The 25,895-nt window shown below is 48.7% G+C and carries 24 protein-coding genes; 22 read left to right on the top strand and 2 right to left on the bottom strand.

From position 1 onward, the window contains the following. Positions 1-2 precede the first annotated feature (2 nt). From icmF to CB4_RS02830, 10 genes are all read left to right on the top strand, one after another. Positions 3-3,257, top strand: a complete 3,255-nt coding sequence (gene icmF / locus CB4_RS02785; RefSeq protein ID WP_096463484.1) for a fused isobutyryl-CoA mutase/GTPase IcmF — start codon at positions 3-5, stop codon at positions 3,255-3,257. Between the two features lie 410 nt (positions 3,258-3,667). Next, positions 3,668-4,198 carry a DNA-directed RNA polymerase subunit delta gene (gene rpoE / locus CB4_RS02790; protein WP_096467599.1) on the top strand — a complete coding sequence of 177 codons (531 nt, stop codon included), beginning with the start codon at positions 3,668-3,670 and terminating at the stop codon, positions 4,196-4,198. Positions 4,199-4,388: 190 nt separating this feature from the next. Next, positions 4,389-5,990: a CTP synthase gene (locus CB4_RS02795; RefSeq protein WP_096463485.1), complete on the top strand. Its 1,602-nt coding sequence runs from the start codon at positions 4,389-4,391 to the stop codon at positions 5,988-5,990. A gap of 153 nt (positions 5,991-6,143) precedes the next feature. Further along, entirely contained in the window at positions 6,144-6,509 is a 366-nt protein-coding gene (locus CB4_RS02800) for a response regulator (protein WP_096463486.1), read from the top strand. A gap of 67 nt (positions 6,510-6,576) precedes the next feature. Beyond that, the gene (fba, locus tag CB4_RS02805) at positions 6,577-7,440 is read left to right on the top strand and encodes a class II fructose-1,6-bisphosphate aldolase (protein ID WP_096463487.1); all 864 of its coding nucleotides are present in this window, start codon (positions 6,577-6,579) and stop codon (positions 7,438-7,440) included. 15 nt (positions 7,441-7,455) lie between these two features. Next, positions 7,456-8,103: a fructose-6-phosphate aldolase gene (gene fsa / locus CB4_RS02810; protein WP_096463488.1), complete on the top strand. Its 648-nt coding sequence runs from the start codon at positions 7,456-7,458 to the stop codon at positions 8,101-8,103. A 74-nt stretch (positions 8,104-8,177) separates the two neighbouring features. Next, complete coding sequence (locus CB4_RS02815; protein ID WP_096463489.1) at positions 8,178-9,446, top strand: UDP-N-acetylglucosamine 1-carboxyvinyltransferase; 1,269 nt, start codon at positions 8,178-8,180, stop codon at positions 9,444-9,446. Positions 9,447-9,466: 20 nt separating this feature from the next. Then, positions 9,467-10,435, top strand: coding sequence for a class II fructose-bisphosphatase (gene glpX, locus CB4_RS02820; protein WP_096463490.1), 969 nt, complete (start codon positions 9,467-9,469; stop codon positions 10,433-10,435). A 39-nt stretch (positions 10,436-10,474) separates the two neighbouring features. After that, a complete protein-coding gene (gene rho, locus CB4_RS02825) occupies positions 10,475-11,743 on the top strand; it encodes a transcription termination factor Rho (protein WP_172890939.1) in 1,269 nt (422 codons plus the stop codon). Positions 11,744-11,816: 73 nt separating this feature from the next. Then, complete coding sequence (locus CB4_RS02830) at positions 11,817-12,602, top strand: undecaprenyl-diphosphate phosphatase (protein ID WP_096463491.1); 786 nt, start codon at positions 11,817-11,819, stop codon at positions 12,600-12,602. A gap of 59 nt (positions 12,603-12,661) precedes the next feature. Here CB4_RS02830 and CB4_RS02835 read toward each other — a convergent pair whose 3' ends face one another. Then, a complete protein-coding gene (locus CB4_RS02835) occupies positions 12,662-14,026 on the bottom strand; it encodes a TrkH family potassium uptake protein (RefSeq protein WP_096463492.1) in 1,365 nt (454 codons plus the stop codon). A 165-nt stretch (positions 14,027-14,191) separates the two neighbouring features. On the opposite strand from CB4_RS02835, the gene CB4_RS02840 reads away from it, so the two are divergent. The 4 genes from CB4_RS02840 to CB4_RS21385 all read left to right on the top strand — a co-directional run bounded on the left by CB4_RS02840 (position 14,192) and on the right by CB4_RS21385 (position 16,601). Continuing rightward, positions 14,192-15,475 carry a radical SAM family protein gene (locus CB4_RS02840; protein ID WP_096463493.1) on the top strand — a complete coding sequence of 428 codons (1,284 nt, stop codon included), beginning with the start codon at positions 14,192-14,194 and terminating at the stop codon, positions 15,473-15,475. A gap of 106 nt (positions 15,476-15,581) precedes the next feature. Continuing rightward, entirely contained in the window at positions 15,582-15,782 is a 201-nt protein-coding gene (gene rpmE, locus CB4_RS02845; RefSeq protein ID WP_096463494.1) for a 50S ribosomal protein L31, read from the top strand. A gap of 95 nt (positions 15,783-15,877) precedes the next feature. After that, a complete protein-coding gene (locus CB4_RS02850) occupies positions 15,878-16,384 on the top strand; it encodes a YhcN/YlaJ family sporulation lipoprotein (RefSeq protein WP_096463495.1) in 507 nt (168 codons plus the stop codon). A 67-nt stretch (positions 16,385-16,451) separates the two neighbouring features. Beyond that, on the top strand, positions 16,452-16,601 hold the full coding sequence (locus CB4_RS21385) for a hypothetical protein (protein WP_231956125.1): 150 nt from the start codon (positions 16,452-16,454) through the stop codon (positions 16,599-16,601). Positions 16,602-16,763: 162 nt separating this feature from the next. Here the strand turns inward: CB4_RS21385 and CB4_RS02855 are convergent, their stop codons facing one another. Then, on the bottom strand, positions 16,764-17,981 hold the full coding sequence (locus tag CB4_RS02855) for an IS110 family RNA-guided transposase (protein WP_096463496.1): 1,218 nt from the start codon (positions 17,979-17,981) through the stop codon (positions 16,764-16,766). 453 nt (positions 17,982-18,434) lie between these two features. On the opposite strand from CB4_RS02855, the gene prfA reads away from it, so the two are divergent. From prfA to CB4_RS02895, 8 genes are all read left to right on the top strand, one after another. Further along, positions 18,435-19,508 carry a peptide chain release factor 1 gene (prfA, locus tag CB4_RS02860; protein ID WP_096463497.1) on the top strand — a complete coding sequence of 358 codons (1,074 nt, stop codon included), beginning with the start codon at positions 18,435-18,437 and terminating at the stop codon, positions 19,506-19,508. A 10-nt stretch (positions 19,509-19,518) separates the two neighbouring features. Next, positions 19,519-20,388 carry a peptide chain release factor N(5)-glutamine methyltransferase gene (gene prmC, locus CB4_RS02865; protein WP_231956229.1) on the top strand — a complete coding sequence of 290 codons (870 nt, stop codon included), beginning with the start codon at positions 19,519-19,521 and terminating at the stop codon, positions 20,386-20,388. A 69-nt stretch (positions 20,389-20,457) separates the two neighbouring features. Then, positions 20,458-21,069, top strand: a complete 612-nt coding sequence (gene spoIIR / locus CB4_RS02870) for a stage II sporulation protein R (RefSeq protein ID WP_096463499.1) — start codon at positions 20,458-20,460, stop codon at positions 21,067-21,069. A gap of 313 nt (positions 21,070-21,382) precedes the next feature. Next, on the top strand, positions 21,383-22,429 hold the full coding sequence (locus CB4_RS02875) for an L-threonylcarbamoyladenylate synthase (RefSeq protein WP_096467601.1): 1,047 nt from the start codon (positions 21,383-21,385) through the stop codon (positions 22,427-22,429). Positions 22,430-22,567: 138 nt separating this feature from the next. Further along, a complete protein-coding gene (locus CB4_RS02880; RefSeq protein WP_096467602.1) occupies positions 22,568-23,062 on the top strand; it encodes a manganese efflux pump MntP in 495 nt (164 codons plus the stop codon). 12 nt (positions 23,063-23,074) lie between these two features. Then, entirely contained in the window at positions 23,075-23,818 is a 744-nt protein-coding gene (locus tag CB4_RS02885) for a ZIP family metal transporter (RefSeq protein WP_096463500.1), read from the top strand. Between the two features lie 72 nt (positions 23,819-23,890). Continuing rightward, positions 23,891-24,574 carry a low molecular weight protein arginine phosphatase gene (locus CB4_RS02890; RefSeq protein ID WP_096463501.1) on the top strand — a complete coding sequence of 228 codons (684 nt, stop codon included), beginning with the start codon at positions 23,891-23,893 and terminating at the stop codon, positions 24,572-24,574. Between the two features lie 23 nt (positions 24,575-24,597). After that, complete coding sequence (locus CB4_RS02895; RefSeq protein ID WP_096463502.1) at positions 24,598-25,887, top strand: methyl-accepting chemotaxis protein; 1,290 nt, start codon at positions 24,598-24,600, stop codon at positions 25,885-25,887. Positions 25,888-25,895: the final 8 nt, after the last annotated feature.

Raw genomic sequence — 25,895 nt, forward strand, 5'->3', positions numbered from 1 at the left:
ATATGGAAACGACCATTTACCGTCCGAAACACAACGTTCGTTTTGTAACCGCTGCCAGTTTGTTTGATGGACACGACGCTTCTATTAATATCATGCGTCGCATTCTGCAAGCAGGCGGTGTGGAAGTCATTCATCTCGGTCACAACCGTTCTGTAGAGGAAATTGTAAACGCTGCAATTCAAGAAGATGCACAGGGGATTGCGATTAGCTCGTATCAGGGCGGGCACGTAGAGTACTTTAAGTACATTGTTGATTTACTGAAAGAAAAGAATGCTTCTCATATTAAAGTGTTCGGTGGCGGTGGTGGCGTTATCGTTCCTGCTGAAATTCGTGAATTACATGAATATGGTGTTGCACATATCTTCTCACCGGATGACGGGCGTACACTGGGGCTTCAAGGGATGATCAACTCTATGATTGAGCAGACGGATTATCCGACGCCAAAAGAAGTTGAAGAAGAGATCGAAAATTTGAAAAACAAAAGCTGGAACGCTATCGGCCGCCTGATCACACTGGCAGAGGAAAATGTGGAGCGGAAGGATAAAGAGGTAGCGGCTACGCTTGAGAAAGTGCAAGAAATGACGGCAACTGTGCCGGTTCTTGGAATTACAGGTACAGGCGGTGCGGGTAAGAGCTCGCTTACGGATGAACTCGTTCGCCGTTATATTGAGCAGTTCCCGGATAAAACAATTGCGATTCTTTCGGTTGATCCGTCCAAGCAAAAAACGGGTGGGGCACTGCTTGGCGACCGGATTCGCATGAATGCCATTAACTCACCGCGTGTATACATGCGTTCCCTTGCAACCCGTAACTCGCACAGTGAGCTGAGCCAGGCTATTGATGACGCGATTAATATCGTAAAAGCGGCGGGTTATGACTTTATTATCGTAGAAACATCCGGTATCGGCCAGGGCGATGCGAATATCACAAAAGTTTGCGACCTGGCGATGTATGTGATGACAAGTGAATTCGGTGCGCCGACGCAGCTTGAGAAAATTGACATGATTGATTATGCCAATGTTATTGCGATCAACAAGTTTGAGCGACGCGGTTCAGAAGATGCGCAGCGCGATGTGAAAAAGCAGTGGAAGCGCAGCCGCAATTTGTTCGAGATGAATGACGATGATGTACCGGTATATGGCACGATTGCGAGCCAGTTCAACGATCCGGGCACCAATGTGCTGTTTGTGAATCTGATGCGAATTGTGGGCGAGAAAACCGCAACAGAATGGCCGACAACCATTAATATTTCTGGTGATCAGAAATCGAAGAAGAACTATATCATTCCGTCTGACCGTATTCATTATCTGGCGGAAATTGCAAATACAACACGTGATTATAAGAAGTTCACCGAACAACAGGTGCAGATTGCCCGCAAGCTGTATCAGTTGAAAGGAACAAAAGAAGAATTTGCGAAGCAGACGGGTGAGATGGCAGAAGAACTGCTTAAGCAGCTCGATGTATGCATTGCGCACTATGAAGAGAAGGTTCATCCGGAAACGAAAAAAATTCTGGATAACTGGAGTAGCATTAAAGAAGCGTACCGGCAGGATGAACTGGTTACGAAAGTTCGTGATAAAGAAATCCGAACACAGCTGTACACCACATCGCTGTCCGGCACGCGTATTTCAAAAGTGGCACTGCCGAAGTTCGAAGACTGGGGTGAAATTGTTCGCTGGGTCATGAGCGAGAATCTACCAGGCTACTTCCCATACACCGCAGGCGTATTCCCGTTCAAGCGTGACGGGGAGGACCCGAAGCGCCAGTTTGCGGGCGAAGGTACGCCGGAGCGTACGAACCGTCGCTTCCACTATTTATCTAAAGACGATGACGCCAAGCGTTTGAGTACAGCATTTGATAGTGTAACGCTATATGGTGAAGACCCGGACTACCGCCCGGACATCTACGGAAAAATCGGTACGAGCGGCGTGAGCATCTGCACACTGGACGATATGAAGAAGCTGTATGACGGCTTCGACCTGTGCCATCCATCTACCTCTGTATCCATGACGATCAATGGACCGGCTCCGATCATTCTGGCGATGTACATGAATACGGCAGTCGAACAGCAAGTAAAACTGTTCGTAGAAGCGAACGGCCACGAGCCGAGCGCGGACGAAATGGTAAAAATTAAGGCAGATACACTGCGCAACGTACGCGGTACGGTGCAGGCTGATATTTTGAAAGAAGACCAGGGTCAGAATACGTGCATCTTCTCGACGGAATTCGCGCTGAAGATGATGGGTGACATTCAGGAATACTTCATTCAAAACTATGTCCGCAACTACTACTCGGTTAGTATTTCTGGCTATCATATCGCGGAAGCTGGCGCAAATCCGATTTCCCAGCTGGCGTTCACGCTCGCAAACGGATTCACGTATGTCGAGTACTACTTGAGCCGTGGTATGAACATTGATGATTTCGCGCCAAATCTGTCGTTCTTCTTTAGCAATGGCCTTGATCCGGAATATTCTGTGCTCGGTCGTGTAGCACGCCGTATCTGGTCAACGGTGATTAAGAACAAATACGGTGGCAACGAGCGCAGCCAGAAGCTGAAATATCATATCCAGACGTCCGGGCGCTCTCTGCACGCGCAGGAAATGGATTTCAATGACATTCGTACGACATTACAGGCGCTCATGGCGATTTATGACAACTGCAATTCGCTTCATACGAACGCATATGACGAGGCGATTACAACACCAACGGAGAATTCGGTGCGTCGCGCGATGGCGATTCAGATGATTATCACCAAAGAGCTTGGTCTGGCGAAGAATGAAAACTCGCTACAGGGCTCGTTTATTCTTGAGGAGTTGACCGATCTTTTAGAAGAAGCTGTTCTGACCGAATTCCAGCGTATTAGCGATCGCGGTGGCGTGCTTGGCGCGATGGAAACACAGTATCAGCGCAGCAAGATTCAAGAGGAGTCTCTTTACTATGAGACACTCAAGCACAACGGGGATCTGCCAATCATCGGTGTAAATACGTTCCTGAATCCGAATTCAACAGAAGAAGATTACGAGATCGAGTTGGCGCGTTCGACAGAAGAAGAAAAGCAGCAGCAAATCACTAACCTGCGTGCCTTCCAGGAGAGACATAAAGATGCCGCTTCAACAGCGCTTGCTCGCCTGAAAGAAGTAGCGTACAGCAATGGCAATATTTTTGCCGAGCTGATGGAGACTGTGAAGGTAGCGAGTCTGGGACAGATTACAGGTGCGCTTTACGAAGTAGGCGGCCAATACCGACGTAACATGTAATTGATGTGGTGAGTGTAAAAGCTGTGCGTATTCTTTTCTGGCAGAGAAGAGTTGACTGTCCGCTCCATTGAAAGCTGCGCTGGTCTGTCAAACATCTGGGTAGCTCAATGATGGAGACAATGACAGCCCTAATCGCGCACCTTTCAATTACGCTAGGGAAAGAAAAGAAAGGCACGAGCTTTTACACTCCCACATCCCGATAGTTTTAGAAAGCTAAGCTCACGTAGAAATAGCGTGGGCTTAGCTTCGTTGCAAGAAAGACAACACGCAGTGAAAACAAATATTCCTCACTTTGTAACACTACTTCCTCCGCCCACTTGCTTTTTAACGTCTAAATTGTATAAAATAAGGAATGCTGAATACTAGGGATACTATGCGTGCATGTCATAGACAGCCGCTGTTCGAAATATATGCCAAGAAGGGAAGTGCTCCGGGTGAGTAATGCGTTAAACCTTGAAGCAGAACAATTAAAAGAAATAGCGATGGTTGACCTTGCCTATCGTCTTCTTACACAAACGAAAAAACCAACGAATTATCGCGAGCTGTTTAATGACCTTGTTGAAATGAAAGGCATGTCCAAAGAACAGGCCATGGACATCATCGCGCAGGTGTACACAGAAATCAACCTGGATGGACGCTTCATCTGTCTCGGCGAAAACATGTGGGGTCTGAAGCGCTGGTACCTCGTTGAAACACAGGAAGAATCAGCAGAAGGTGGATTCCGCGGAAAATTCTTGCTGGATGATTTCGACGATGATGATGATCTGGATGAAGAATATGATGAGGTTGAGGAAACCGATCTTATTACAACTGGTGACGATGAAGAGGATGAAGATCTGGACGCTGATTTTGATGAAGAAGAGGAGTCAGATGAAGAGTTCAGTGACGAAGACGACGATGAAGCAGATTCTGATGAAGATGACGAAAATCTTGACATGTAAGATTGGGAAAGATAAAATACTTTTTGGGCTTTAAAAGTTGACGAATACGTTAGTCACGAAAAACAAAAGTGCCCTTCCGACGTGCTCGGCTAGGGAGTGCTTTTGTTTTTTTGTTTTTGTAGATGTTTTTCATACTAGAGGTAGTTTTGTGGAAAAGTATTGAATGGGCAAAGAAAGAGGGGTTACTTGTATGGCAAAGTATATATTCGTAACAGGTGGGGTTGTATCCTCACTTGGCAAAGGGATTACAGCGGCGTCACTCGGTCGCCTTTTGAAGAACCGTGGGCTTCAGGTGACGATCCAAAAATTTGACCCGTATATTAACGTGGATCCGGGGACAATGAGCCCGTATCAGCATGGTGAAGTATTCGTAACGGAAGATGGAGCGGAAACGGACCTCGACCTTGGGCACTATGAACGTTTTATTGACATTAACCTGAATTCCAACAGCAACGTGACAACAGGTAAAATCTATTCTTCTGTTATCACAAAAGAGCGACGTGGTGATTATCTCGGTGGTACCGTTCAAGTTATTCCGCATATCACAAACGAAATCAAAGAGCGTGTTTTCCGTGCGGGACGTGAAGCGAATGTGGATGTAGTGATTACCGAGATTGGCGGTACAGTGGGCGATATCGAAAGCTTACCGTTCCTAGAAGCCATTCGCCAGATCAAAAGTGATGTGGGCCGTGATAATGTCATGTACATTCACTGTACACTCATGCCGTATCTGAAAGCTGCAGGCGAGCTGAAAACAAAGCCGACTCAGCATAGCGTAAAAGAACTGCGCAGCTTAGGTATTCAGCCAAACGTAATTGTTTGCCGTACTGAGCATTCAATCTCGCAGGATATGAAAGATAAGCTTGCATTATTCTGTGATATTGATCCAAAAGCGGTTGTGGAATGTGTTGATGCAGACTCCCTGTATGAAGTTCCACTTATGCTGAAAGATCAGGGGCTTGACGATTATGTATGCAATCATCTGAATCTCACATGTCCAGAAGCGGACATGACAGACTGGATGAAGCTTCTGCATAAAGTTAAAAACCTGTCTCACACTACAACGATCGCGATGGTTGGTAAATATGTAGCCCTGCATGACGCATACATCAGTATCGCAGAAGCACTGTACCATGCAGGTTATGAAAATGATACAGACGTTAAAATCGAATGGGTTGACGCCGAAGAAGTGTACGAGCATAACGTAGCTGAAATGCTTGGTCATGTAGATGGTATTCTCATTCCAGGTGGCTTCGGTGACCGTGGTGTGGAAGGGAAAATTATCGCAACGAAGTATGCGCGTGAAAACAAGGTTCCGTTCTTTGGTATTTGCCTTGGTATGCAGGTGGCAGTTATTGAGTTTGCGCGTCACGTGGTAGGCTTACAAGACGCGAATAGCTCGGAGATTAACCCAGCTACTCCGTACCCAGTTATCGACATTCTGCCTGATCAGAAAGACATTGAGAACCTCGGCGGCACCATGCGCCTCGGCCTGTATCCGTGTAAAGTGGAGAAAGACACTATGGCTCATGCTGCTTATGGCGAAGATCTCGTATATGAACGCCACCGCCATCGTTATGAGTTCAACAACGAGTACAGAGAGCAGCTTCAAAAAGCAGGTCTGCGCGTAAGTGGTACATCTCCGGATGGCCGATTGGTTGAAGTAGTAGAAATACCAGAACACCCTTGGTTCTTAGCGGGTCAGTTCCATCCGGAATTCGCATCCCGTCCGAACCGTCCACAGCCGCTGTTCCGTGACTTTGTTGGTGCGGCTTTACAACTGAAAAAGTAATTTTTATAAGGAGAAGGGACAGGCTTATACGCCTGCCCCTTTTTTTGTAAAAATAAAAAAGGATTTTGTAGGAAAGCAGCGAATGTATAAGGTCAAACATTTGCTAATTGTGTAGAGTTGTTTTGATATGGTAAGAATGAAGGGGGAGATAGCGTGGAAAATAAAAAAGTGCTGATTGTGGATGATCAGTATGGAATTCGCGTGTTGCTGTTTGAGGTATTCGGCAAAGAAGGCTACCGGACATTTCAAGCCGCAAACGGGAAGCAAGCGCTCGAGATCGTTGTGAATGAAGCACCGGACCTGGTCATTCTTGATATGAAAATACCTGGCATGGATGGCTTAGAAATTCTAAAAGAAATTAAAAAAATCGCCCCGGATACAAAAGTCATCATGATGACAGCGTATGGCGAGTTAGATATGATTAAAGAGGCTACTCAATTGGGTGCGCTTACACACTTTACGAAGCCGTTTGATATTGACGAGCTGCGAGCTGCGGTGAATAACCAACTCGCATGCTAAACCGGCATTGTGCTATAATAAACAATGTTTGCAAGGTATGTGCGATAAAACAAGGAGGACTTTACATATGCCATTAGTTTCGATGACAGATATGTTGAAGAAGGCCGTACTCGGAAAATATGCGGTCGGCCAATTTAACCTGAATAACCTGGAGTTTACACAGGCAATTTTGCAGGCTGCACAGGAAGAAAATGCTCCTGTCATCCTTGGGGTAAGTGAAGGGGCAGCGCGGTATATGGGCGGCTTCAAGCTGGTCGTTGTTATGGTAGAAGCGCTAATGGAAGAATACAACATTACTGTTCCGGTTGCCATTCATCTCGACCATGGCTCTTCTTTTGAGAAATGTATGGAAGCGATCCATGCCGGATTTACATCTGTTATGATTGACGGATCACACTATCCGCTTGAAGAGAACATCGCGCTCACAAAGCGTGTGATTGATGTGGCTCATTCACTTGGAATTTCTGTAGAAGCGGAACTTGGCCGCATTGGTGGACAGGAAGATGATCTTGTCGTGAATGATGCAGAAGCGATGTATGCTGTTCCGTCTGAATGCGATCAACTCGTACGTGAGACGAAGGTAGATTGCTTTGCGCCAGCACTCGGTTCTGTACACGGTCCATACAAAGGCAAACCGAACCTTGGTTTTGACCGTATGGAAGAAGTGATGAAGCTGACAGGTGTTCCGCTCGTTCTGCACGGGGGTACAGGTATCCCAACAGATGATATCAAGCGTGCGATTTCACTTGGAACAGCCAAAATTAACGTAAATACAGAGAATCAGATCGCAGCTTCTGCGACTGTGCGCAAAGTTTTGGAAGAAAAACCGGATGTGTATGATCCGCGTAAATATCTCGGACCAGCACGCGACACGATCAAGGAAACGGTAAAAGCAAAGATCCGCGAATTCGGCAGCAGTAACCAGGCCTAGAAGAAGGAGCGTACTATGAAATTTTTTATCGATACGGCAAACGTAAATGAGATTCGTGAAGTAAACGAGTGGGGCGTACTGGCAGGTGTCACGACAAACCCGTCACTTGTTGCCAAGGAAGGCCGTGACTTTGAGGAAACACTGAAAGAAATCATCGATATTGTGGATGGACCGATTAGCGCCGAAGTCATTAGTCTTGAAGTGGACGGAATGATTGAAGAAGGCGAGAAGCTCTCCTCTCTTTCTAAAAATATTGTCATTAAAGTTCCAATGACGGTAGAAGGCTTGAAAGCCGTTAAATATTTTACAAAGAAAAAGATCAAAACGAATGTGACGCTTGTTTTCTCGGCGACACAGGCGCTTCTTGCGGCGCGTGCGGGCGCGACATACGTCTCTCCGTTCCTTGGCCGCCTCGATGATATTTCACATGATGGTCTGCAGCTCATCTCTGACATCTCTGATATTTTTACAATTCATAGCATTGATACAGAGATCATCTCGGCAAGCGTTCGTCATCCGATTCATGTTGTAGAATGTGCGAAGCTTGGCGCTGACATTGCAACCATCCCGTACGCAACTTTCAAACAAATGGTGAAACATCCGTTAACAGACCACGGAATTGAACGTTTTCTTGCAGATTGGGAAAAAGCGCAGCAAAAATAATACAGGAAAAAGCACCTTTTCGATTTTTTCATCAGAAAAGGTGCTTTTTCCCATTGAGTAAGGAGAATCAACCTGTGGAGAAGCTGTTCATTCGAGGCGGGCATAAGCTTCGAGGGCGTGTGCAGATCAGTGGAGCGAAAAACAGCGCCGTTGCGCTCATTCCTGCCGCTATTCTCGCTGCTTCCGAAGTTGTGCTAGATAACGTGCCGGACATTAGTGACGTACAGATTTATACGGAGATTTTGGAAGATTTGGGCGCGACAGTAGTCCGTGATAACGACATGCTGCGCATTGATTCTTCCAAAATGGTGGCGAAACCAATGCCGAATGGCAAGATCAAAGAGCTGCGTGCTTCTTACTACTTGATGGGTGCGATGCTTGGCCGATTCGGCGAGGCGACAATCGGAATGCCGGGCGGATGTAATCTGGGCCCACGCCCGATTGACCAGCATATCAAAGGGTTTGAAGCACTCGGAACCGTATTGTCTCATGAGCGCGGGTCCCTGCACCTTGAAGGGAAGAACATGGTCGGAACACGTGTCTATCTCGATGTTGTCAGTGTAGGGGCTACGATCAATATCATGCTGGCTGCCTGCCGGGCAAAAGGGCGTACCGTCATTGAGAATGCGGCGAAAGAACCGGAGATTATCGATGTGGCCACACTGCTGAATGCTATGGGAGCAAGTATCAAAGGTGCTGGCACAGATGTGATCCGGATTGATGGGCGCCAGGAGCTACACAGTTGCCGACATTCGATTATCCCGGACCGAATCGAAGCAGGCACATACATGATCGCGGCGGCTGCGACGGGAGGCGATGTCGTAATCGACAATATCATTCCTCGTCATCTCGAATCTCTCACAGCCAAATTGCGAGAGATGAACGTAGAGATCGAAGAAGAAGACGATGCGATTCGTGTGCGGGGCGGCGGTGATTATGTAGGGATTGATATCAAAACCCTTCCGTATCCAGGGTTTCCAACCGATCTTCAGCAGCCGATTACCGCTTTGCTTACGGCAGCCCGTGGGGCAAGCATTGTTACCGATAATATTTATCAAGCCCGCTTTAAGCATGTTGATCACCTTCTCAACATGGGGGCCAAAATTAAAGTGGAAGGGCGCTCGGCTGTGATTGAGGGGCCGACTTCCCTGTATGGGGCACGTGTAACGGCGACCGACTTGCGTGCGGGTGCCGCTCTTGTAATCGCAGGATTGATGACGGAAGACGTAACGGAAATCAGCGGTCTGACTCATATTGATCGTGGGTACTCTAATCTGGAAGAGAAATTAAGAAGTCTTGGAGCCGAGATGTGGCGCGAGCAGCATATACAAAGTGCGCAATAAGAAACAGGAGATGACATACAATGGAACGCAGTTTGACAATGGAATTAGTACGGGTAACAGAAGCGGCGGCGCTTGCGTCTGCACGCTGGATGGGACGCGGTCAGAAAGATGAAGCAGATGGTGCAGCTACAAGCGCGATGCGTGCGGTCTTTGATACAGTGCCGATGCAAGGAACAGTTGTAATCGGGGAAGGCGAAATGGATGAAGCCCCAATGCTCTATATCGGAGAACAGCTCGGTCAGGGCGGCGGCCCGGAAGTAGATATTGCGGTCGATCCACTTGAAGGCACGAATATTGTGGCCAAAGGCACATGGAACGCGATGACGGTACTTGCTGTAGCAGATCGTGGCAACTTATTGCATGCTCCGGATATGTACATGGACAAGATTGCTGTTGGTCCGGAAGCAGCAGGGAAAATTGACATCGACGCTCCAATCATCGACAATTTGCGTGCGGTAGCTAGAGCAAAAGGCAAAGATATTAGCGACCTCGTCGCATGCGTAATGGATCGGGAACGTCATGCGAAAATCATTCATGAAATTCGGGAAGCGGGTGCACGCATTAAGCTGATCTCAGATGGAGATGTAGCAGGGGCGATCAACACAGCATTTGAACATACAGGCGTGGACATCCTGTTCGGTATCGGTGGTGCTCCGGAAGGCGTAATCGCAGCGGTTGCTCTTAAATGCATGGGTGGGGACTTCCAGGGACGCCTTGTGCCAGGCAATGAAGAAGAGCTGCTACGCTGCAAGAAGATGGGACTTGCAGACCCGCGTCAGGTTCTTCTGCTCGAAGACCTCGTAAAAGGGGACGACTGCATTTTTGCGGCAACGGGCGTAACGGATGGAGAATTAATTAAGGGCGTTCGTTTTAGTGGAACGAAAGCAACGACACAATCGCTCGTTATGCGTGCGAAATCAGGCACGGTGCGCTTTATAGAAGGCCAGCATCGCCTTGAGAGAAAACCTGAATTTGTGATGAAAGACTAATTTCAAAAGAAAAGCGTGGTGTTTGTGCACGATATGGAAATGAATTTAGCGCAACTGGAAGAAAAGAAATTGACCGACTTGTATAAGCTTGCAAAAGAATTTCAGATTCCGTATTACGGAACGATGAAAAAACGCGAGCTTATCTTTGCCATCCTGCACGCACAGGCGGAGCGTCAAGGACACATGTTTATGGAAGGGGTGCTGGAGACGCATTCGGATGGATTTGGTTTTCTCCGTCCGGTGAACTATCTCCCAAGTGCGGAAGATATCTACATCTCGGCATCCCAGATTCGCCGCTTTGACCTTCGTACCGGAGATAAAGTATCCGGTAAGGTACGTCCACCGAAAGAAAATGAGCGTTATTTTGGCTTGTTACATGTAGAGGCCGTTAACGGTGAACCACCGGAAACATCACCGGAGCGCCCGCATTTTCCGGCGCTGACGGCGCTGTATCCGCAGCGGAATATGGTGCTTGAAACGTCGCCGGATCGTGTGTCGACCCGTGTGATTGATTTGATCTCTCCTGTCGGTTTTGGCCAGCGTGGCCTGATCGTGGCTCCGCCAAAAGCGGGGAAAACCATGTTACTGAAAGAAATTGCGAATAGCATTGCCACAAACCATCCTCATGTCGAGTTGATTGTGTTGTTAATTGACGAGCGCCCTGAGGAAGTAACGGATATGCAGCGATCGGTCAAAGGCGAAGTCGTCAGCTCTACCTTTGATGAACTCCCGGAGAACCACATTAAAGTAGCGGAACTTGTACTTGAGCGTGCGATGCGCCTCGTTGAGCATAAAAAGGATGTCGTCATCCTGCTTGACAGCATTACACGCTTGGCACGTGCGTACAATGTGACCGTGCCTGCAAGCGGTCGTACGCTCTCAGGCGGTATCGATCCAGCTGCCTTCCACCGCCCGAAACGCTTTTTTGGTGCTGCTCGTAACGTGGAAGAGGGTGGAAGCCTGACCATTCTGGCCACAGCTTTGATTGAAACGGGCTCACGGATGGATGATGTCATCTATGAGGAATTCAAAGGAACGGGTAACATGGAGCTTCATCTCGACCGTAAGCTGGCGGAACGCCGCGTGTATCCTGCGATTGACATTCGTCGTTCCGGCACACGCCGGGAAGAACTCCTGTTTACGAAAGACAATCTGGAGAAAGTCTGGGCGTTGCGTAAATCGATTCATGATAACAATGAATTCACAGAAGCGTTCATTAAGCGCTTGAATGATAGTAAGACGAATCAGGAATTCCTTGATGCGATTCCGCTGGAAGCGGCAAAAAAGACCGTAACGCGAACGCGGTAATGAGATAACTCCCCTTTTGGACGACTATTCTGGCCTGTCCGGGCATACGATGGTCTAAAAAGGGGAGAAGGATATGAATGACTGGCAGGCCATTCTTCTTGGGATTATTCAGGGAATCACTGAGTTTCTGCCGATCAGCAGCACTGGACATTTGTATCTGGGACGGCATTTGTTCGGACTGGATGAAGCGGGGCTGTTTCTCGATACGATGCTACATATCGGTACACTGTTCGCGGTGCTGGCTGTATATGGAGACGATGTGTTTGAGATTATACGGCGACCATTCTCGCGCCTGACCGGGTTGCTTGTTGTCGGGACGATTCCGGCGGCTGGGCTTGGCCTTCTGTTGGAAGATTTCTTCGAGGAAATCTCCCGCACTGGTGTAACGGTCGGGTATGAGTTTCTGCTGACGGGCTTCATACTGTGGGTAGCCGACCGTTGGAGGGATCAGGGCAGGCGGGAGTTTTCTGACCTAACATACGGGGATGCGGTGTTTATCGGCTGTTTTCAGGCGGCGGCGATTATGCCGGCTCTATCGCGCTCTGGTCTGACAATTGCGGCCTCGTTTTTACGCGGGCTGGATCGGGATACTGCGGCGCGGTTTTCCTTCCTGCTGTCTATTCCTGCCATTGGTGGCGGTGTTGTACTTCAAGGTGCGAAGCTGTTTACGGGTGAGGTACGGGAATCCATTGGACTGATGCCGCTTTTGTTGGGTGCGATTTTTTCCGGGTTGGCAGGCTATGTGGCTGTCCGGTGGATGATTGGTCTTTTGAAGCGCGGTTCTTTGAAATGGTTTGCGATTTATGTGTGGGTACTCGGCCTGTTCATTATTGGGGCGCAGGTGAGTGGGGTTTTTTAAAAAATGAACGGATATGTAGGCTGGCTGTCTTTTTATAGGACAGCCAGCCTTTTTTGATGCTATCCGATAATGATTTTACCTTCGGAATAACGGAAGTGCTTTTTCTTGCGATCCCAATTTAATGCGAATGCAACGGTTAGCGGGCCAACGCGTCCCGCAAACATCATGAATGAAATCAAGGCTTTTCCAAACCCGGTCAGGTGCGGGGTCAGTCCTGCCGTTAGCCCGACTGTACCGAATGCAGATGTTGTCTCGAATAGAATCACAAGGAAGTCTGCTTTCTCTGTAATGCAGAGAATCATCGTAACGAGCATGATCAGCGTGAGTGCAGCAAAAGCGATGGTAAGGGCTTTGTATACTTTGCTCTCATGAACGCGTTGTTTGAAGAACACAACGTCTCCCTGGCTACGAATCATTGCCCAGACAGCGGCAAGCAGTGTGGCAAATGTAGTCGTTTTGATCCCGCCCCCTGTTGAGCCAGGCGATGCCCCGATGAACATCAGAATGACCATAAGAAACAGGCTGGACTGATGCATGTCCCCAATCGAAAGCGTATTCGCGCCATCTGTCCGTGTACAGACCGATTGGAAAAGTGATCCCCAGAACTTCCCGGACCAATCGAGTGGGGCGAGCGTTTTTGGATTGGTGAACTCGAAAGCAAAAATAAGAATGGCACCAAAAACAGTTAGAAAGGCACTCGTCGACAGGACAACTTTTGTATGCATAGAAAGCTTGCGCCGGGTGCGGTATTCTACCAGTTCAGCAATGACAACGAACCCGATCCCGCCTACAAAAATTAAGGTAATAATAACAAAGTTCACAACCGGGTCGCTTACATAGGGAGTCAAACTTTGAAAGTTACCAACCACATCAAATCCAGCATTATTGAAGTTGGATACGGAGTGGAAAATGCCGAAATAAATTGCCTGCGACCAGCCCATCTCACTCGCCCAGTGCAGGGTGAGAATAAGTGCGCCAGCGGACTCGAACACAAGAGTGAAAATCAATACTTTTCGTACGAGTTTGACAACACCTTCTACTGAAAGCTGATTGAGTGATTCCTGGATAAGCAGGCGCTGGCGGAATGAAATTTTACGTCCGAGAATTAATGTGAATAAGGTAGCGACAGTCATAAATCCGAGGCCGCCGATCTGAATCATGCCAAGAATGGTAAGTTGGCCGAATGTAGTGAAGGTCGTGCCCGTATCGACAACGACTAGCCCGGTTACACACGTGGCGGATGTCGCCGTAAATAACGCATCAATAAACGGGAGCCCTTGTCCGTTTACTGTGGCAGCAGGCAGTGTGAGTAAGAATGCTCCGAGCAAAATAATGGCGCCAAAGCCTGCGACAAATAATTGTGCGGGGCTAATGGATGATAACGAAAATAGCGGTTTTTTGGGTCGTGTACTTTGTTCCTCCATAGGTCTGCACCTCCTTTTACTAACTAGAATAAAAATACCCTCCAAGCTATTATAGAACAACGGCAAAAGAGTACAATCTTTGACTTTTACAAGTGCAGTAGCGTATAATGTTTCGGACATTTATACTGTACGTTTAGCGAATGAAATGCGAAGGAGTTTATGATTATGTACCTTGTATATGCGGACAAGCAGGGGCAGGTGTATGACCATTCGGAATTGATTGGGCTCGGGCGGAGCGGCGATTCCCTGATGGAAATACTGGAAGAGGAACTTATTCCGCTTCCAGAAGGCGCTACACTTGTCAGTCTGCCGAACTGTCATCCTGTTGGCATGGATCCGGATACGGGCGAAATGGTACGTCTCACGGAGTATCAGGCGGTTGGAGCATTGATGCCGCAGGGATACACTCGCCTTATGTTCCCCGGTTATGTGAAAGAAAATAAGGAAGATAAGCTTCCTCTCTTTGGATATACAGCGGTTGTCTGGCGAGAGGGTGGGTTTTTTGTCGCGGCGGAAGCGAGTGATGAGCCGCATCGCTGGAATCCGGATAACTTTCCACGCTGCGATCTGGAAAAGCTGGTAAAAGACACGGTGAATCAGTATCCAGAAAATCGGATTTTTACCCATCTCAGTAACTGTACACTTGGCTACGGCTGTCTGACGGCATCGAATACATTCTTTAACCGCTGGGAAGCAGGATTGCCGGTATCGTACTCGTGCAATGCGGGCTGTTACGGCTGTATTTCGGAGCAGCCGGATGACAGTGGTTTCGTCTCACCGCAGACGCGAATGAATTTCAAGCCGACTGAGGATGAACTGGTTGAGGTTATGATGCATCATCTTCAGACACCGGAGTCGATTATTAGCTTTGGTCAGGGTTGCGAGGGAGAGCCGTCCACGCAAGCAGCGATCATTACGAAGGCGATGCGCCGTGTGCGTGAGCAGACAGACACGGGCTTCATTAATATCAATACGAATGCAGGCTTGACGGATCATATCCGGGCGATTGTTGATGCTGGGCTTGATTTAATGCGGGTTAGTACGATTAGTGCGCTCGATGAACATTATAACGCCTACTACCGCCCGCGTGGTTATACACTGGCTAATGTAGAGCAGTCAGCAACGTATGCGAGTAGCCAGGGTGTGTATACATCGATTAACTATCTCGTATTTCCGGGTGTATTCGACCGGGAGGAAGAGATGGAAGCGATGATTGAGTTCATCCGCCGCTCAGGCATTCGTTTGATTCAGATGCGCAACTTAAATATTGATCCGGATAGCTACCTGGCGATGATTCCGCAAGCAAAGGGTGAAGTGTTTGGCATGAAGCAGGCGCTTGAGATTTACCGGGCGGAGCTGCCGGATGTCATCATTGGTTCGTATACGCATGTGCCGCCAATTGAGTATCAGGAACGTCGTCGTCAGACACTCTCCCAGCTCAAAAAATAAAACCCAATAACTGTTTGCATTGCTAGCATAGCCGTGCTATAATGCTCTCATATGTGTTTGATAACTCTGTTTCGTACAAGATTCAGGGCAGAAAGAGGTGAATGAAATGAGACCGGGAATCCATCCTGATTACAAGTTAACGAAGGTTACTTGCGCTTGCGGTAACGAATTCGAAACCGGCTCAGTGAAAGAGAACCTGCGCGTGGAGATTTGCTCCGAGTGCCATCCGTTCTACACTGGCAAACAAAAATTTGCTGACGCTGGCGGTCGTGTTGATCGTTTCAAAAAGAAATACAATATCAAGTAATATTCAAGCAGACAGGCCACGCGCCTGTCTGTTTTTATGTGGTGCTGTGATAGCAAGGTTCACCTCCGCGCACACTAAGTGCAGGAGGTGGGTGGATGAGTATCAAACCATCACGCGCAATCATGCTCAGCCTGTTGCTACTTATACTTCCGGCATGTGGCAAGCAGGGGGCAGCACCGAATGAGATGAAAAGTGATCATCATACAACTCGTGTACAGGTACGAGATACGAACCCTGCTATCGTTAGCGGGCACCATAATGTTCAAAACCTACAGATGGAAGCGGACAATCTGGCTAACATTGCAGTCAAAGTACCGAATGTTAGCCGGGCCACTGTAGTCATTAACGGAGCCATCGCGTATGTAGGCATCACCACAACGGACAGGGTACACTCGAAGAAGCAGGTAGCGAACGTCCGGGAAGAAGTGCGCAAGCATGTACAGGCAAAAATACCGCGCTATCAAGTGCGCGTCTCAAATGATCCCCGAATCTTCAAACGCATCCAAGACATCGGTGACGGTCTGCGCAGCGGAACACCTATAAACAACTACCGCATACACATAAATGACCTGAACGATCGCATGCCTGGTATTAGAAAGTAAAAGCAACATAAGAAGCGATCTCGAAAGTGATCCTAACGATTGAGATCGCTTCTTTTGAATTTTTTTTTTGAATCAAACATGGTTGGGAGTAGAGAAGAGAGAAGCAAGAGAGCGCCTGTACGCGATTACCCAGCGGAAGGAGAACGGCGAACGGGCCTTTGCCCGCAATCCTTCCGTGAAAGAACATCTGGGGCTTTTCTTACGATTAGTCAAGTGAATCATAATGATTTTGAGTGATTATTTTGTAAGTAACAGGGGGAGGAAGCGGAGAGAAAATAACAGGTTTCACAGAAAGTATGGATGTTGACATACCAAATAAACCTAGGGTGTTTTTATTTTTTGCTAGGTTTATTTGGTATATGGTATGATAGAAATTGCATTATGATCTGGTGGCACACTGGTACTCATAGTGCTGATTGTGTGTAATAAGGTAGAAGAGGCACTTCAAGAGCTTATTTACACAAGCGATCGACGCAACTTTATGACACTTGTTATAAGGTTGCGTTTTTACTTTGTCATAGTACTCAACGAGATGGTTGTTCCCGAAACGACGCTGTTTAATCATATTCTGAATGACAAGGTAAAGCAGTTTACGCAGGTGCTTGTTTCCGCGCTTATTGATTTTATCCTGGAAAAAGGTTTTACCGGACTGGAACCGTCGGATATCAATCCCTGCAAAGGCGTTGAGCTGTTTCGGATTGTCGAAGCGGCGGATGTCTCCGATTTCGGCGAGTAAACGCACCGCTGTATTTACCCCAATGCCCGGAAAGCTGAGAAGAACTTGATAGTCCTCTCGATGCATGCTCATTTCCTCCATTTGCCGAATCAGAGCTTCTCGTTGGCGAAGAATCTCCAAATAACGTTTGACATAGATGCGTAGCTGGTCACAAAGAACATCGGTTGCGGAAACCGCCGGATACGAGTTCTGTGCGGCTTCAAGCAACTGGATGGCTTTCTTCTCAGCGGTACCTGCCGATAACTTTTTGTCGGTACTCTTGAGAATCCGGTTTCTGATTACGGTTTTGGAAAGACCGTTCACGAGATCGGGATGTGGAAATAACTGAATGACATGTAAACAGAGCTCCGATCGGCTTGTAAAGATCGTTTCCAGTTCGGAAAAGGTCAGTTGAATGACTTTATGCATCCGATTGCGAAGAGTAGAAAGTTCTCCGTCTAATTCTTGGTAAAACCGAGAGAGAGACTTTAGCTGCTGGAAGAAGTCATTGGGTACTTCTTTTTCTCTTCGAGAGACCGTGAAATGAGTCAACGCCAGCCGATGAGCGTCACTTCGATCCGTTTTATGCATCCGCATAGAAGCGGACTGCAGTTTGGCTTCAAGCGGGTTTAACAGGCAATAGGTGTACTGATGATCTTGCATAAAGCGTTCCAGTTGTCTGGAGTATACGCCCGTAGCTTCGAAAACAATGGACGGTTGTTCCCCATCTTGCTCGATCAGCTTCTCCATGCAGGCATGCAACCCTTCAAAATCGGAACGGGTATGCCGGATTTCTCCTTCAAACTCACAGTGCCGGTCGGCATTGTACACCACCCAATAGCTCTTTCCCATACTTACATCAAATGCGACTACATGTTTCATGGTTGTTCTCCTCCTGATGTTCGTTGTAGAAGCCTTCACGCATCCTTATCGATTCCCTTTTCTTATACACGATCTCAATGGATCCAACATACTGAAGCTGATTCAAATAAGGGCAGTGAAGTTGGCCTGTTTCTTTGACGGATTCAAGATCCCGAAGCCCACTCGGCCTGTTTCTTCACTTCTACCACAAAAAAATAGTAGCACAAACCGTGGCCTTGGTCTGTGCTACTAATCTTAGTATGTTTCTTTGCGGGCGAGTTCGTCGGTCTCCTGGAGCGGACAGTCTAAGCTTCCCTGTCAAGCGTACCCCAGCGAACGGCTTCTCTCTTCTCTACTCCCCCACCACGCTCGATCCCACAAAATCACAATATATTGCACTCCTCCCCCACTTGCTTTATAATTGTAATGTTACCCAAATGCACGTTTATTTTTAAAGATTGAGGTGAAGCAACCGTGCTACAACGTTTAGAATCGGTAGTTGAGCGTTATGATCGTTTAACGCATCTGCTCTGCGACCCGAACGTGATGAATGATCCCAAGAAGCTTCGGGAGTATTCCAAGGAGCAATCCGACATTGAACCAACGGTACAGGCGTACCGTGAATATAAAGAAGTAAGTGAACAGCTTCAAGACGCCAAAGACATGCTAGAAGAGAAGCTCGATGATGAGATGCGCGAAATGGTCAAGATGGAAGTCGGTGAGTTGACCGAGCGTAAAGAGAAGCTGGAAGAAGAGATCCATATCCTTCTGCTGCCGAAAGACCCGAATGATGATAAAAACGTAATTATCGAGATTCGTGGTGCGGCAGGCGGTGATGAAGCAGCTCTGTTTGCCGGTAATCTGTATAACATGTACACTCGCTATGCAGCAAAGCATCGCTTCAAAGTCGAATTGCTAGAAGCGAACTATACAGACATTGGTGGCTTTAAAGAAGTCATCTTCTCTGTGAATGGCACAGGTGCATACAGCCGTCTTAAATTTGAAAGCGGTGCTCACCGTGTGCAGCGCATTCCGGCGACAGAGTCCGGTGGTCGTATTCATACGTCAACGGCAACCGTAGCGGTGCTGCCGGAAGCAGAGGAAGTAGAAGTAGAAGTGAACGACAACGATATTCGTGTTGACCTGTTCTGCTCTAGCGGCGCGGGCGGCCAGAGTGTTAACACAACCAAATCAGCGGTGCGCTTAACACACGTTCCGACTGGAATCGTTGTAACATGTCAGGATGAGAAATCCCAGCATAAGAACAAAGACAAGGCGATGCGCGTTTTGCGTGCCCGTCTGTATGACAAAATGCAGCAGGAAGCATTCGCAGAATATGCGGATGCACGTAAATCTGCCGTTGGTACGGGTGACCGCAGTGAGCGTATCCGAACGTACAACTTCCCGCAGAGCCGTGTGACCGATCATCGTATCGGCTTAACACTGCATAAGCTTGACCAAGTTCTCAACGGCGAGATGGACGAAATTGTAGACGCACTCGTGCTGCATGAGCAGGCAGAACTCATGCGCAATGCTGAAGGGGCGTAACGTGAATAGTATGACGACGCGAGAAGCTTTGCAAAAAGCTTCTCGTTTTTTACAGGCAGAAAATATCGAAGACGCGTTATTCTTGGCCGAGTATGCGCTGCGTCACGCACTCGGCTGGGACCGGACGACTCTATTTGCCCGCATGAATGAGCCGCTTTCCGCTGACACGTGGGCATGTGTAGAAGCGATCATCCGCCGCCGTGCTGCCGGGGAGCCGATGCAGTACATTACAGGCGAACAGGAGTTTTACGGGCTGACCTTCGAAGTGAATCCGGATGTACTCATTCCTAGGCCGGAAACAGAGTTACTAGTAGAAGAAGTGCTGAAGCAGGCACGTCAGATGTGGTTCAATAAGAGCGTCCTCCATGTGGCGGATATCGGAACCGGGAGTGGCGCGATTGTCGTGACGCTTGCGGTAGAAGGGGAGGAGAACTGGGCGTATACGGCTGTCGACATTGCCCAGGCTTCGCTCGATACAGCGCGTCGCAATGCGGAACGCCATGGTGTGGCGAGTCGCATCAATTTCGTGCAGGGTGATCTATTAGTCCCCCTTCTCGATGGTGGTCGGCGGGTGGACATTCTCGTTTCGAATCCCCCGTATATTCCGTCGTTCGATGTAACGCAGCTGGATACGCAGGTAAAAGACCATGAGCCGCTGCGTGCGCTCGATGGCGGAGAAGACGGATTTGACTTTTACCGTCGGATGGTGCGTGAGCTGCCGCATGTACTAGCAGAACGGGCGATTGTCGGCTGGGAAGTGGGCATTCACCAGGCGGACACGGTACAAGCCTGGCTTGTGGATACCGGGCTGTTTGACCGTGTGTATATCGTGGATGATCTAGCGGGGATTGGCCGGCATGTAATTGGGATAAAATTATGACAATTTATGTTTAGTCTCGCTTTCTTCTGTTCATACTGGTGAACAGGGAGAAGAAAGGGGACGAAAACAATGAAAAGAGTCATTACGAAAAAATTTCTTTATATAGCATTCGTACTTATTGTCATCATGATGAATTGGGAAGGCCAGAGGGATGCATTTGCTCTTGTTGCGAAACAGACTGTGCCGGAAGAATCGATTCGTCTACGGATTCTCGCGAACAGTGATGCGCCGGAAGATCAGCAACTCAAGCGTCATGTGCGTGACCGGGTGATTGAATCGGTGAAACAGTGGTCATCAGAAGCGGAGAATGCAGATAATGCACGTGTTATCATCAGCAATCACTTGCCGGAGCTACAGGGAGTTGTAAAGCGTACCATTCAAGAGGAAGGGTACAGTTACCCAGCTTCTGTTGAACTGCGTGCGACGGATTTTCCGACAAAAATGTACGGCACGCAAGTATTCCCTGCCGGACAGTACGAGGCAGTGCGTATCGCAATCGGCAATGCCGAAGGACAAAACTGGTGGTGTGTGCTGTTCCCGCCACTCTGCTTCACAGATATATCGAACGGAGATACGACATCTTCTAAAACAGCCTCCGCTGATAAGGCGGATGCAAAGGATAAACAGCGAGTAGAGGTCCGATTCTTCCTGCTCGACTGGCTGACTCAGTTATTTGCCTGATCTCATACCGGGAATTCTGCCTTTGTGGTAGAGTTTCTTTTTTTTTGGATGCAGGAGGGATATGATAAGGATACGGATAAAAACATAGTGCAGGAGGTATGCGTGGACAGAAAGGCGACACTGTGAACGTATGTTTGCAATATGTGTAGTACAAACTGGTATAGAAAAAGAAGCGACATGTGCGGCTTATCAACTAGAGTTATCAACAAGTTATGCACATATTGTGGATAACTTGTTGGATTATCAGGGGATAAGTCGGATTGTATAACTAAAAGAGTCATATTTTATAAGAGTTGAGAGGAACTATATGAATATACAGACAAAATATTGGAATGTGGATAATTATGTGGATGACTTGATAGATTGTCCACAAGTACGCGAGGCCGCGTTGCTCCTGCGTGCAAATGAGTTGATCGCCTTCCCGACCGAGACTGTATATGGTCTGGGTGGAAATGGACTTGTGGATGAAACGGTAGAAAAAATTTATACAGCGAAAGGTAGACCGAGTGACAATCCACTCATTCTGCATATTGCCGACCGTGGACAACTTGTGGATATTGTTGAATATGTGCCGCCGCTTGCGGAAGCGCTTATGGAAGCATTCTGGCCGGGCCCACTTACATTGGTGTTGCCCAAGAAACCAGGCGTGGCGATGCGTGCGTCTGCCGGACTGGATACGGTAGCGGTACGGATGCCGGATCATCCGGTGGCCGACGCCCTCATTCGAGCAGCGGGAGTTCCGGTAGCGGCTCCGAGCGCCAATGTATCAGGCCGACCAAGCCCGACAACGGGACGACATGTACAGGAAGATCTGGATGGTCGGATTGCAGGAATTCTCGATGGCGGTCCGACCGGGATCGGCGTGGAGTCAACTGTAGTGGATACAACCGGTGATGTGCCACTTATTCTGCGGCCAGGCGGCATTACCGCCGAACAGATTGCAGAGATTATCGGAGAGGTAGCAGTGGACCCGGGGTTGCTTGGTGATGGTTCGGCTGCACCGCGGTCACCAGGGATGAAATACCGCCACTATGCGCCGGAAGGGGAGATGTGGTTGGTGGAAGAACCAGACATGCGTATACGCTTAGTACAGGCTGTGGAGCGGGCAAAGCAGGAAGGCAGGCGGGTTGGTGTGCTGACAACAGAGGAATCCACTACGGCTTATCCGGGCGCAGATGTTGTGCTGGCTTGTGGGCAGCGGGCTGACTTGATCTCAGTAGCTCGTCAGTTGTATGATGTGCTGCGCCGCTTTGACCAGGAACAGGTAGATGTGATTTTCAGCGAAACATTCCCTTACACGGGTGTAGGGGCAGCGGTCATGAACCGCCTTGTAAAAGCGGCCGGCGGAAAATATCTATAAGAACGGCATCTCTTCTATCAGTCTTTCCTCCCGCATATCTTGTCTATGTAATGCCTGTACGAAAGCGGGGGGATAGGAGTGGAAGGTTTGCAGTGGGGGGAACTGATCACGATTTCGCTGATCGGGATCGCACTTGGCATGGACGCGTTTTCGCTTGGAATCGGGATGGGGATGGGCGGCATTCGTTTGCTTACGATTGCGAAAGTCAGTTTGACGATTGGTGTGTTTCATATTGTGATGCCGCTGATCGGGATCGCATTGGGCATTTTTCTCACGTCCTATATGGGAAATGTGGCGACCTACATCGGTGGACTGGTTCTGATTATTCTTGGTCTGCATATGTTGTGGAACGGTTTCTTCGGTAAGGAGAGGAATCCGGTTATGAAGACAACCTTCTGGGGGGTTGCGTTGTTTAGTTTTAGTGTAAGCATCGACGCGCTTTCTGTTGGGTTTTCGTTTGGATTGTTCCGGGTGAATGTTTTTCTCGCGGTGCTAATTTTTGGCGTGATGGGGGCTGTACTTGCAGCTAGTGGGCTTCTGCTCGGTCGCCGTGTCGGAAGCTGGCTTGGTGAGTACAGCGAGATTTTTGGTGCACTTATTCTGGTAGCCTTCGGGCTCAAGTTTTTATTATAGCGGTGGCCGTCTATGACAGAGCTACTGGTTATTAGTACAGTGACTGGATTAACGACGGTGGCAGGTGCACTTACGACGTTGTTTGCAGGTGAACCGGGAACGAAGCTTATGGCGTTTTATCTTGGATTATCAGCGGGGATTATGGCGCTTGTGATTGTGGCAGACTTACTTCCGGCAGCTCTTTCTGGCGGAGAGGCATACGGGATTCTGCTCGGGCTCCTGGTAGGGGTGGTCATGCTGCGGGCACTCCATCATGGCATGGACAGGATGTCGGGAGAGGCACTTGTATCAGCCCGTACTGAACCTACACCTGCGCACTGGCGGCAGGCAGGCTGGATGATGGGAATTGCCCTCGCGTTGCACCACATCCCAGAGGGAATCGCCATTGGAGCTGGATTCGAGGCGCATCATCAAGTTGGTGTGATGCTGGCGTTGTCGATGGCGTTGCATAACATTCCGGAAGGCATTGGACTTGCAGCCCCGTTTCTGCTCGGGCAGCTTCGCCGGCGGATGATCGTGCTGTTCTCGTTTCTTGTCAGTCTATGCATTCCGCTCGGTGCATGGCTTGGCGGCATCTATTTTACGACAAGCCCACAGGCGGTGGCATTCGGTATGGCCTTTGCAGCCGGAGCTATGGGATATCTCGTCTTTTGGGAACTTGGACCGTCCGGAATTCGACTGCATCGTCTGAGTGCGCAGTTTGGCATGCTTATTAGTTTGATTGCCATGCTAATTTTGCATGCATTACCGGGTTGATTACTGAAGGGAAAAATCGGACAATATGAATAACGAATAAATTAGGTAAGACAGAAAGGGGAGAGCATCCTAATGCGTATTTTATTCGTATGTACAGGAAATACATGCCGCAGTCCGATGGCGGAGAAGCTGCTTCGTAAAATGGCGATGGAACAGGGGGTGGATATAGAGGTGAAATCGGCGGGAGTATTTGCATCGCCGGGCTCCATTGCTTCTGTGAATGCCAGGGGTGTGTTAGAAGGCCGGGGAATTACAGAAGAACACCGTTCTCAGCCTGTGTCTTCCACGCTCATGGATTGGGCAGATCTAATTATTACTATGACAGAGGCGCACAAGCAATCGTTATTCCAGGAGTATCCGGACTGTGCGGAGAAAGTGTATACTTTAAAAGAGTATACTGACACCTCGGAAGGAACAACGAAGCGTCTCGAAGAACTTGATGAGCTGTATGATCGGCTGGAAGAAAAGCAGGAAGCGTTCATGCGGGAAAATCGCGAGGAGATTCATCAGCTTGAGGAGCGATATCAGGAACTTTATAGCCAGCTTGAGCTTGTGCGGGAACAGTTGGATGACTGGCGCGAGCGCATTATGCAGGCAACCGTAGTGGAGCGCAACCAGATCTCAATTCTGGAACAACAGACGCCTGACTATGATATTAGCGATCCGTTCGGCGGTACGCTGGAAACGTATGAAAGCTGTGCTGCAGAGATTGAGTCATCTCTTGCACGGTTGCTCGAGCTTGTGAAGAAATCGTAAAGGGATGCAAGGGGGATGGCACCATGGAGAAACAGAACACTTCTCGTTTCGGACTGGAGAAAAAGCTGGTGATCGGCATTGCTCTCCTTTCCCTCGTTACATATAGCACGAGTGCGCTGTTTATTTTTTTCTTGCAGGATTATGTGACCCAATATATGCCGAGCTGGCTGTTTACCGGACTCACGCTATTGCTGGGTGTTTTCTGGTCAGGCGTGTTCGGCTGGGGCATAGCTCGCTGGATTACGAAGCCAATTGTCGAGCTGGAGCAGGCGGCTTCTCGTGCGGCAGAAGGGGATTTGCGTGTAGAGATTCGTGTGCCGGACAGCCAGGATGAGATTGCTGCTCTTACACGTTCTTTTGCTAAAATGATTGCCAACCTGCGTCGCATGATGACAGATATTAACCAGTCAGCTGAACATGCGACTGCAGGAGTTCAGGAGTTGACGGAAGCATCTGAACAGGCGGCCGTTCAGATTGAGCAGATTAGCGTTACTATGGATGAGATCGCACGCGGAGCGGACGAGCAGGTGGCGTATACGGATACGATGGTTCAGTCTGTAAGTCAGACAGAGCGTCTTAGCCAGAAGGCGAGCCAGTATGCCGAACAATCACGCGATTTGTCACGCCGCATGTTGGCTACGCTTGGGACAAGCAGTCGGATTGTTTCTTCCCTTGTTAATGGGATGCATCGGCTGGCGGAAGAAAACCAGAACTCCATTGCAACCGTTCATCGGCTTGAAAAAAACGCGGCGCAAATCGGGGCGATTACGCAGGTTGTCAGCGATCTAGCGGGACAGACCAATCTGCTTGCGCTGAATGCCAGCATCGAAGCAGCGCGTGCTGGGGAGCATGGACGTGGCTTTGCGGTAGTGGCTGATGAGGTTCGGGATTTGGCGGATGAAAGTGGTCGAGCTGCTTCAAATATTAATGAACTGATTGAGCTGATGCAGAAAGAAGTAGGTCGTGTGGTTAGTCAGATTAATGAGCAAGTAGCGATTGCAGACGCAGAATCGCAGCGTGGCGAAGAGACGACCCAGGCGCTGCGTGAGATTGAGCATTCTGTGCAAGAAGTTGTAGCAGCTGTTGAGCATATTACAGAGCTGATTGTACAGCAGAATGCGGGCATGCAGGTCATCATGCAAAATGCGGGTGATGTGGCTCGTGTGGCGCATGAAGCATCAGATGGAGCAGAAGTCATTGCCCATGCCGCACAGGAACAAACCGCCTTTATGGAAGAGGTGGCAGCAGCTGGCCAAGTGTTGCGTGAGCAGTCTGAGCAACTTAAAGACTATGTGGCTCGTTTTCACATTTAACTAACACA

The sequence above is a fragment of the Aneurinibacillus soli genome, from assembly GCF_002355375.1.
GTDB lineage: Bacteria > Bacillota > Bacilli > Aneurinibacillales > Aneurinibacillaceae > Aneurinibacillus > Aneurinibacillus soli.

Excerpts from the sequence above, each read along its gene's own strand:
- icmF (WP_096463484.1), top strand. The coding sequence starts at position 3 with ATGGAAACGACCATTTACCGTCCGAAACACAACGTTCGTTTTGTAACC.
- rpoE (WP_096467599.1), top strand. The coding sequence starts at position 3,668 with ATGCCAAGAAGGGAAGTGCTCCGGGTGAGTAATGCGTTAAACCTTGAA.
- CB4_RS02795 (WP_096463485.1), top strand. The coding sequence starts at position 4,389 with ATGGCAAAGTATATATTCGTAACAGGTGGGGTTGTATCCTCACTTGGC.
- fba (WP_096463487.1), top strand. The coding sequence starts at position 6,577 with ATGCCATTAGTTTCGATGACAGATATGTTGAAGAAGGCCGTACTCGGA.
- fsa (WP_096463488.1), top strand. The coding sequence starts at position 7,456 with ATGAAATTTTTTATCGATACGGCAAACGTAAATGAGATTCGTGAAGTA.
- glpX (WP_096463490.1), top strand. The coding sequence starts at position 9,467 with ATGGAACGCAGTTTGACAATGGAATTAGTACGGGTAACAGAAGCGGCG.
- rho (WP_172890939.1), top strand. The coding sequence starts at position 10,475 with ATGAATTTAGCGCAACTGGAAGAAAAGAAATTGACCGACTTGTATAAG.
- CB4_RS02830 (WP_096463491.1), top strand. The coding sequence starts at position 11,817 with ATGAATGACTGGCAGGCCATTCTTCTTGGGATTATTCAGGGAATCACT.
- CB4_RS02835 (WP_096463492.1), bottom strand. The coding sequence starts at position 14,026 with ATGGAGGAACAAAGTACACGACCCAAAAAACCGCTATTTTCGTTATCA.
- CB4_RS02840 (WP_096463493.1), top strand. The coding sequence starts at position 14,192 with ATGTACCTTGTATATGCGGACAAGCAGGGGCAGGTGTATGACCATTCG.
- rpmE (WP_096463494.1), top strand. The coding sequence starts at position 15,582 with ATGAGACCGGGAATCCATCCTGATTACAAGTTAACGAAGGTTACTTGC.
- CB4_RS02850 (WP_096463495.1), top strand. The coding sequence starts at position 15,878 with ATGAGTATCAAACCATCACGCGCAATCATGCTCAGCCTGTTGCTACTT.
- CB4_RS02855 (WP_096463496.1), bottom strand. The coding sequence starts at position 17,981 with ATGAAACATGTAGTCGCATTTGATGTAAGTATGGGAAAGAGCTATTGG.
- prmC (WP_231956229.1), top strand. The coding sequence starts at position 19,519 with ATGACGACGCGAGAAGCTTTGCAAAAAGCTTCTCGTTTTTTACAGGCA.
- spoIIR (WP_096463499.1), top strand. The coding sequence starts at position 20,458 with ATGAAAAGAGTCATTACGAAAAAATTTCTTTATATAGCATTCGTACTT.
- CB4_RS02880 (WP_096467602.1), top strand. The coding sequence starts at position 22,568 with ATGGACGCGTTTTCGCTTGGAATCGGGATGGGGATGGGCGGCATTCGT.
- CB4_RS02885 (WP_096463500.1), top strand. The coding sequence starts at position 23,075 with ATGACAGAGCTACTGGTTATTAGTACAGTGACTGGATTAACGACGGTG.
- CB4_RS02890 (WP_096463501.1), top strand. The coding sequence starts at position 23,891 with ATGCGTATTTTATTCGTATGTACAGGAAATACATGCCGCAGTCCGATG.
- CB4_RS02895 (WP_096463502.1), top strand. The coding sequence starts at position 24,598 with ATGGAGAAACAGAACACTTCTCGTTTCGGACTGGAGAAAAAGCTGGTG.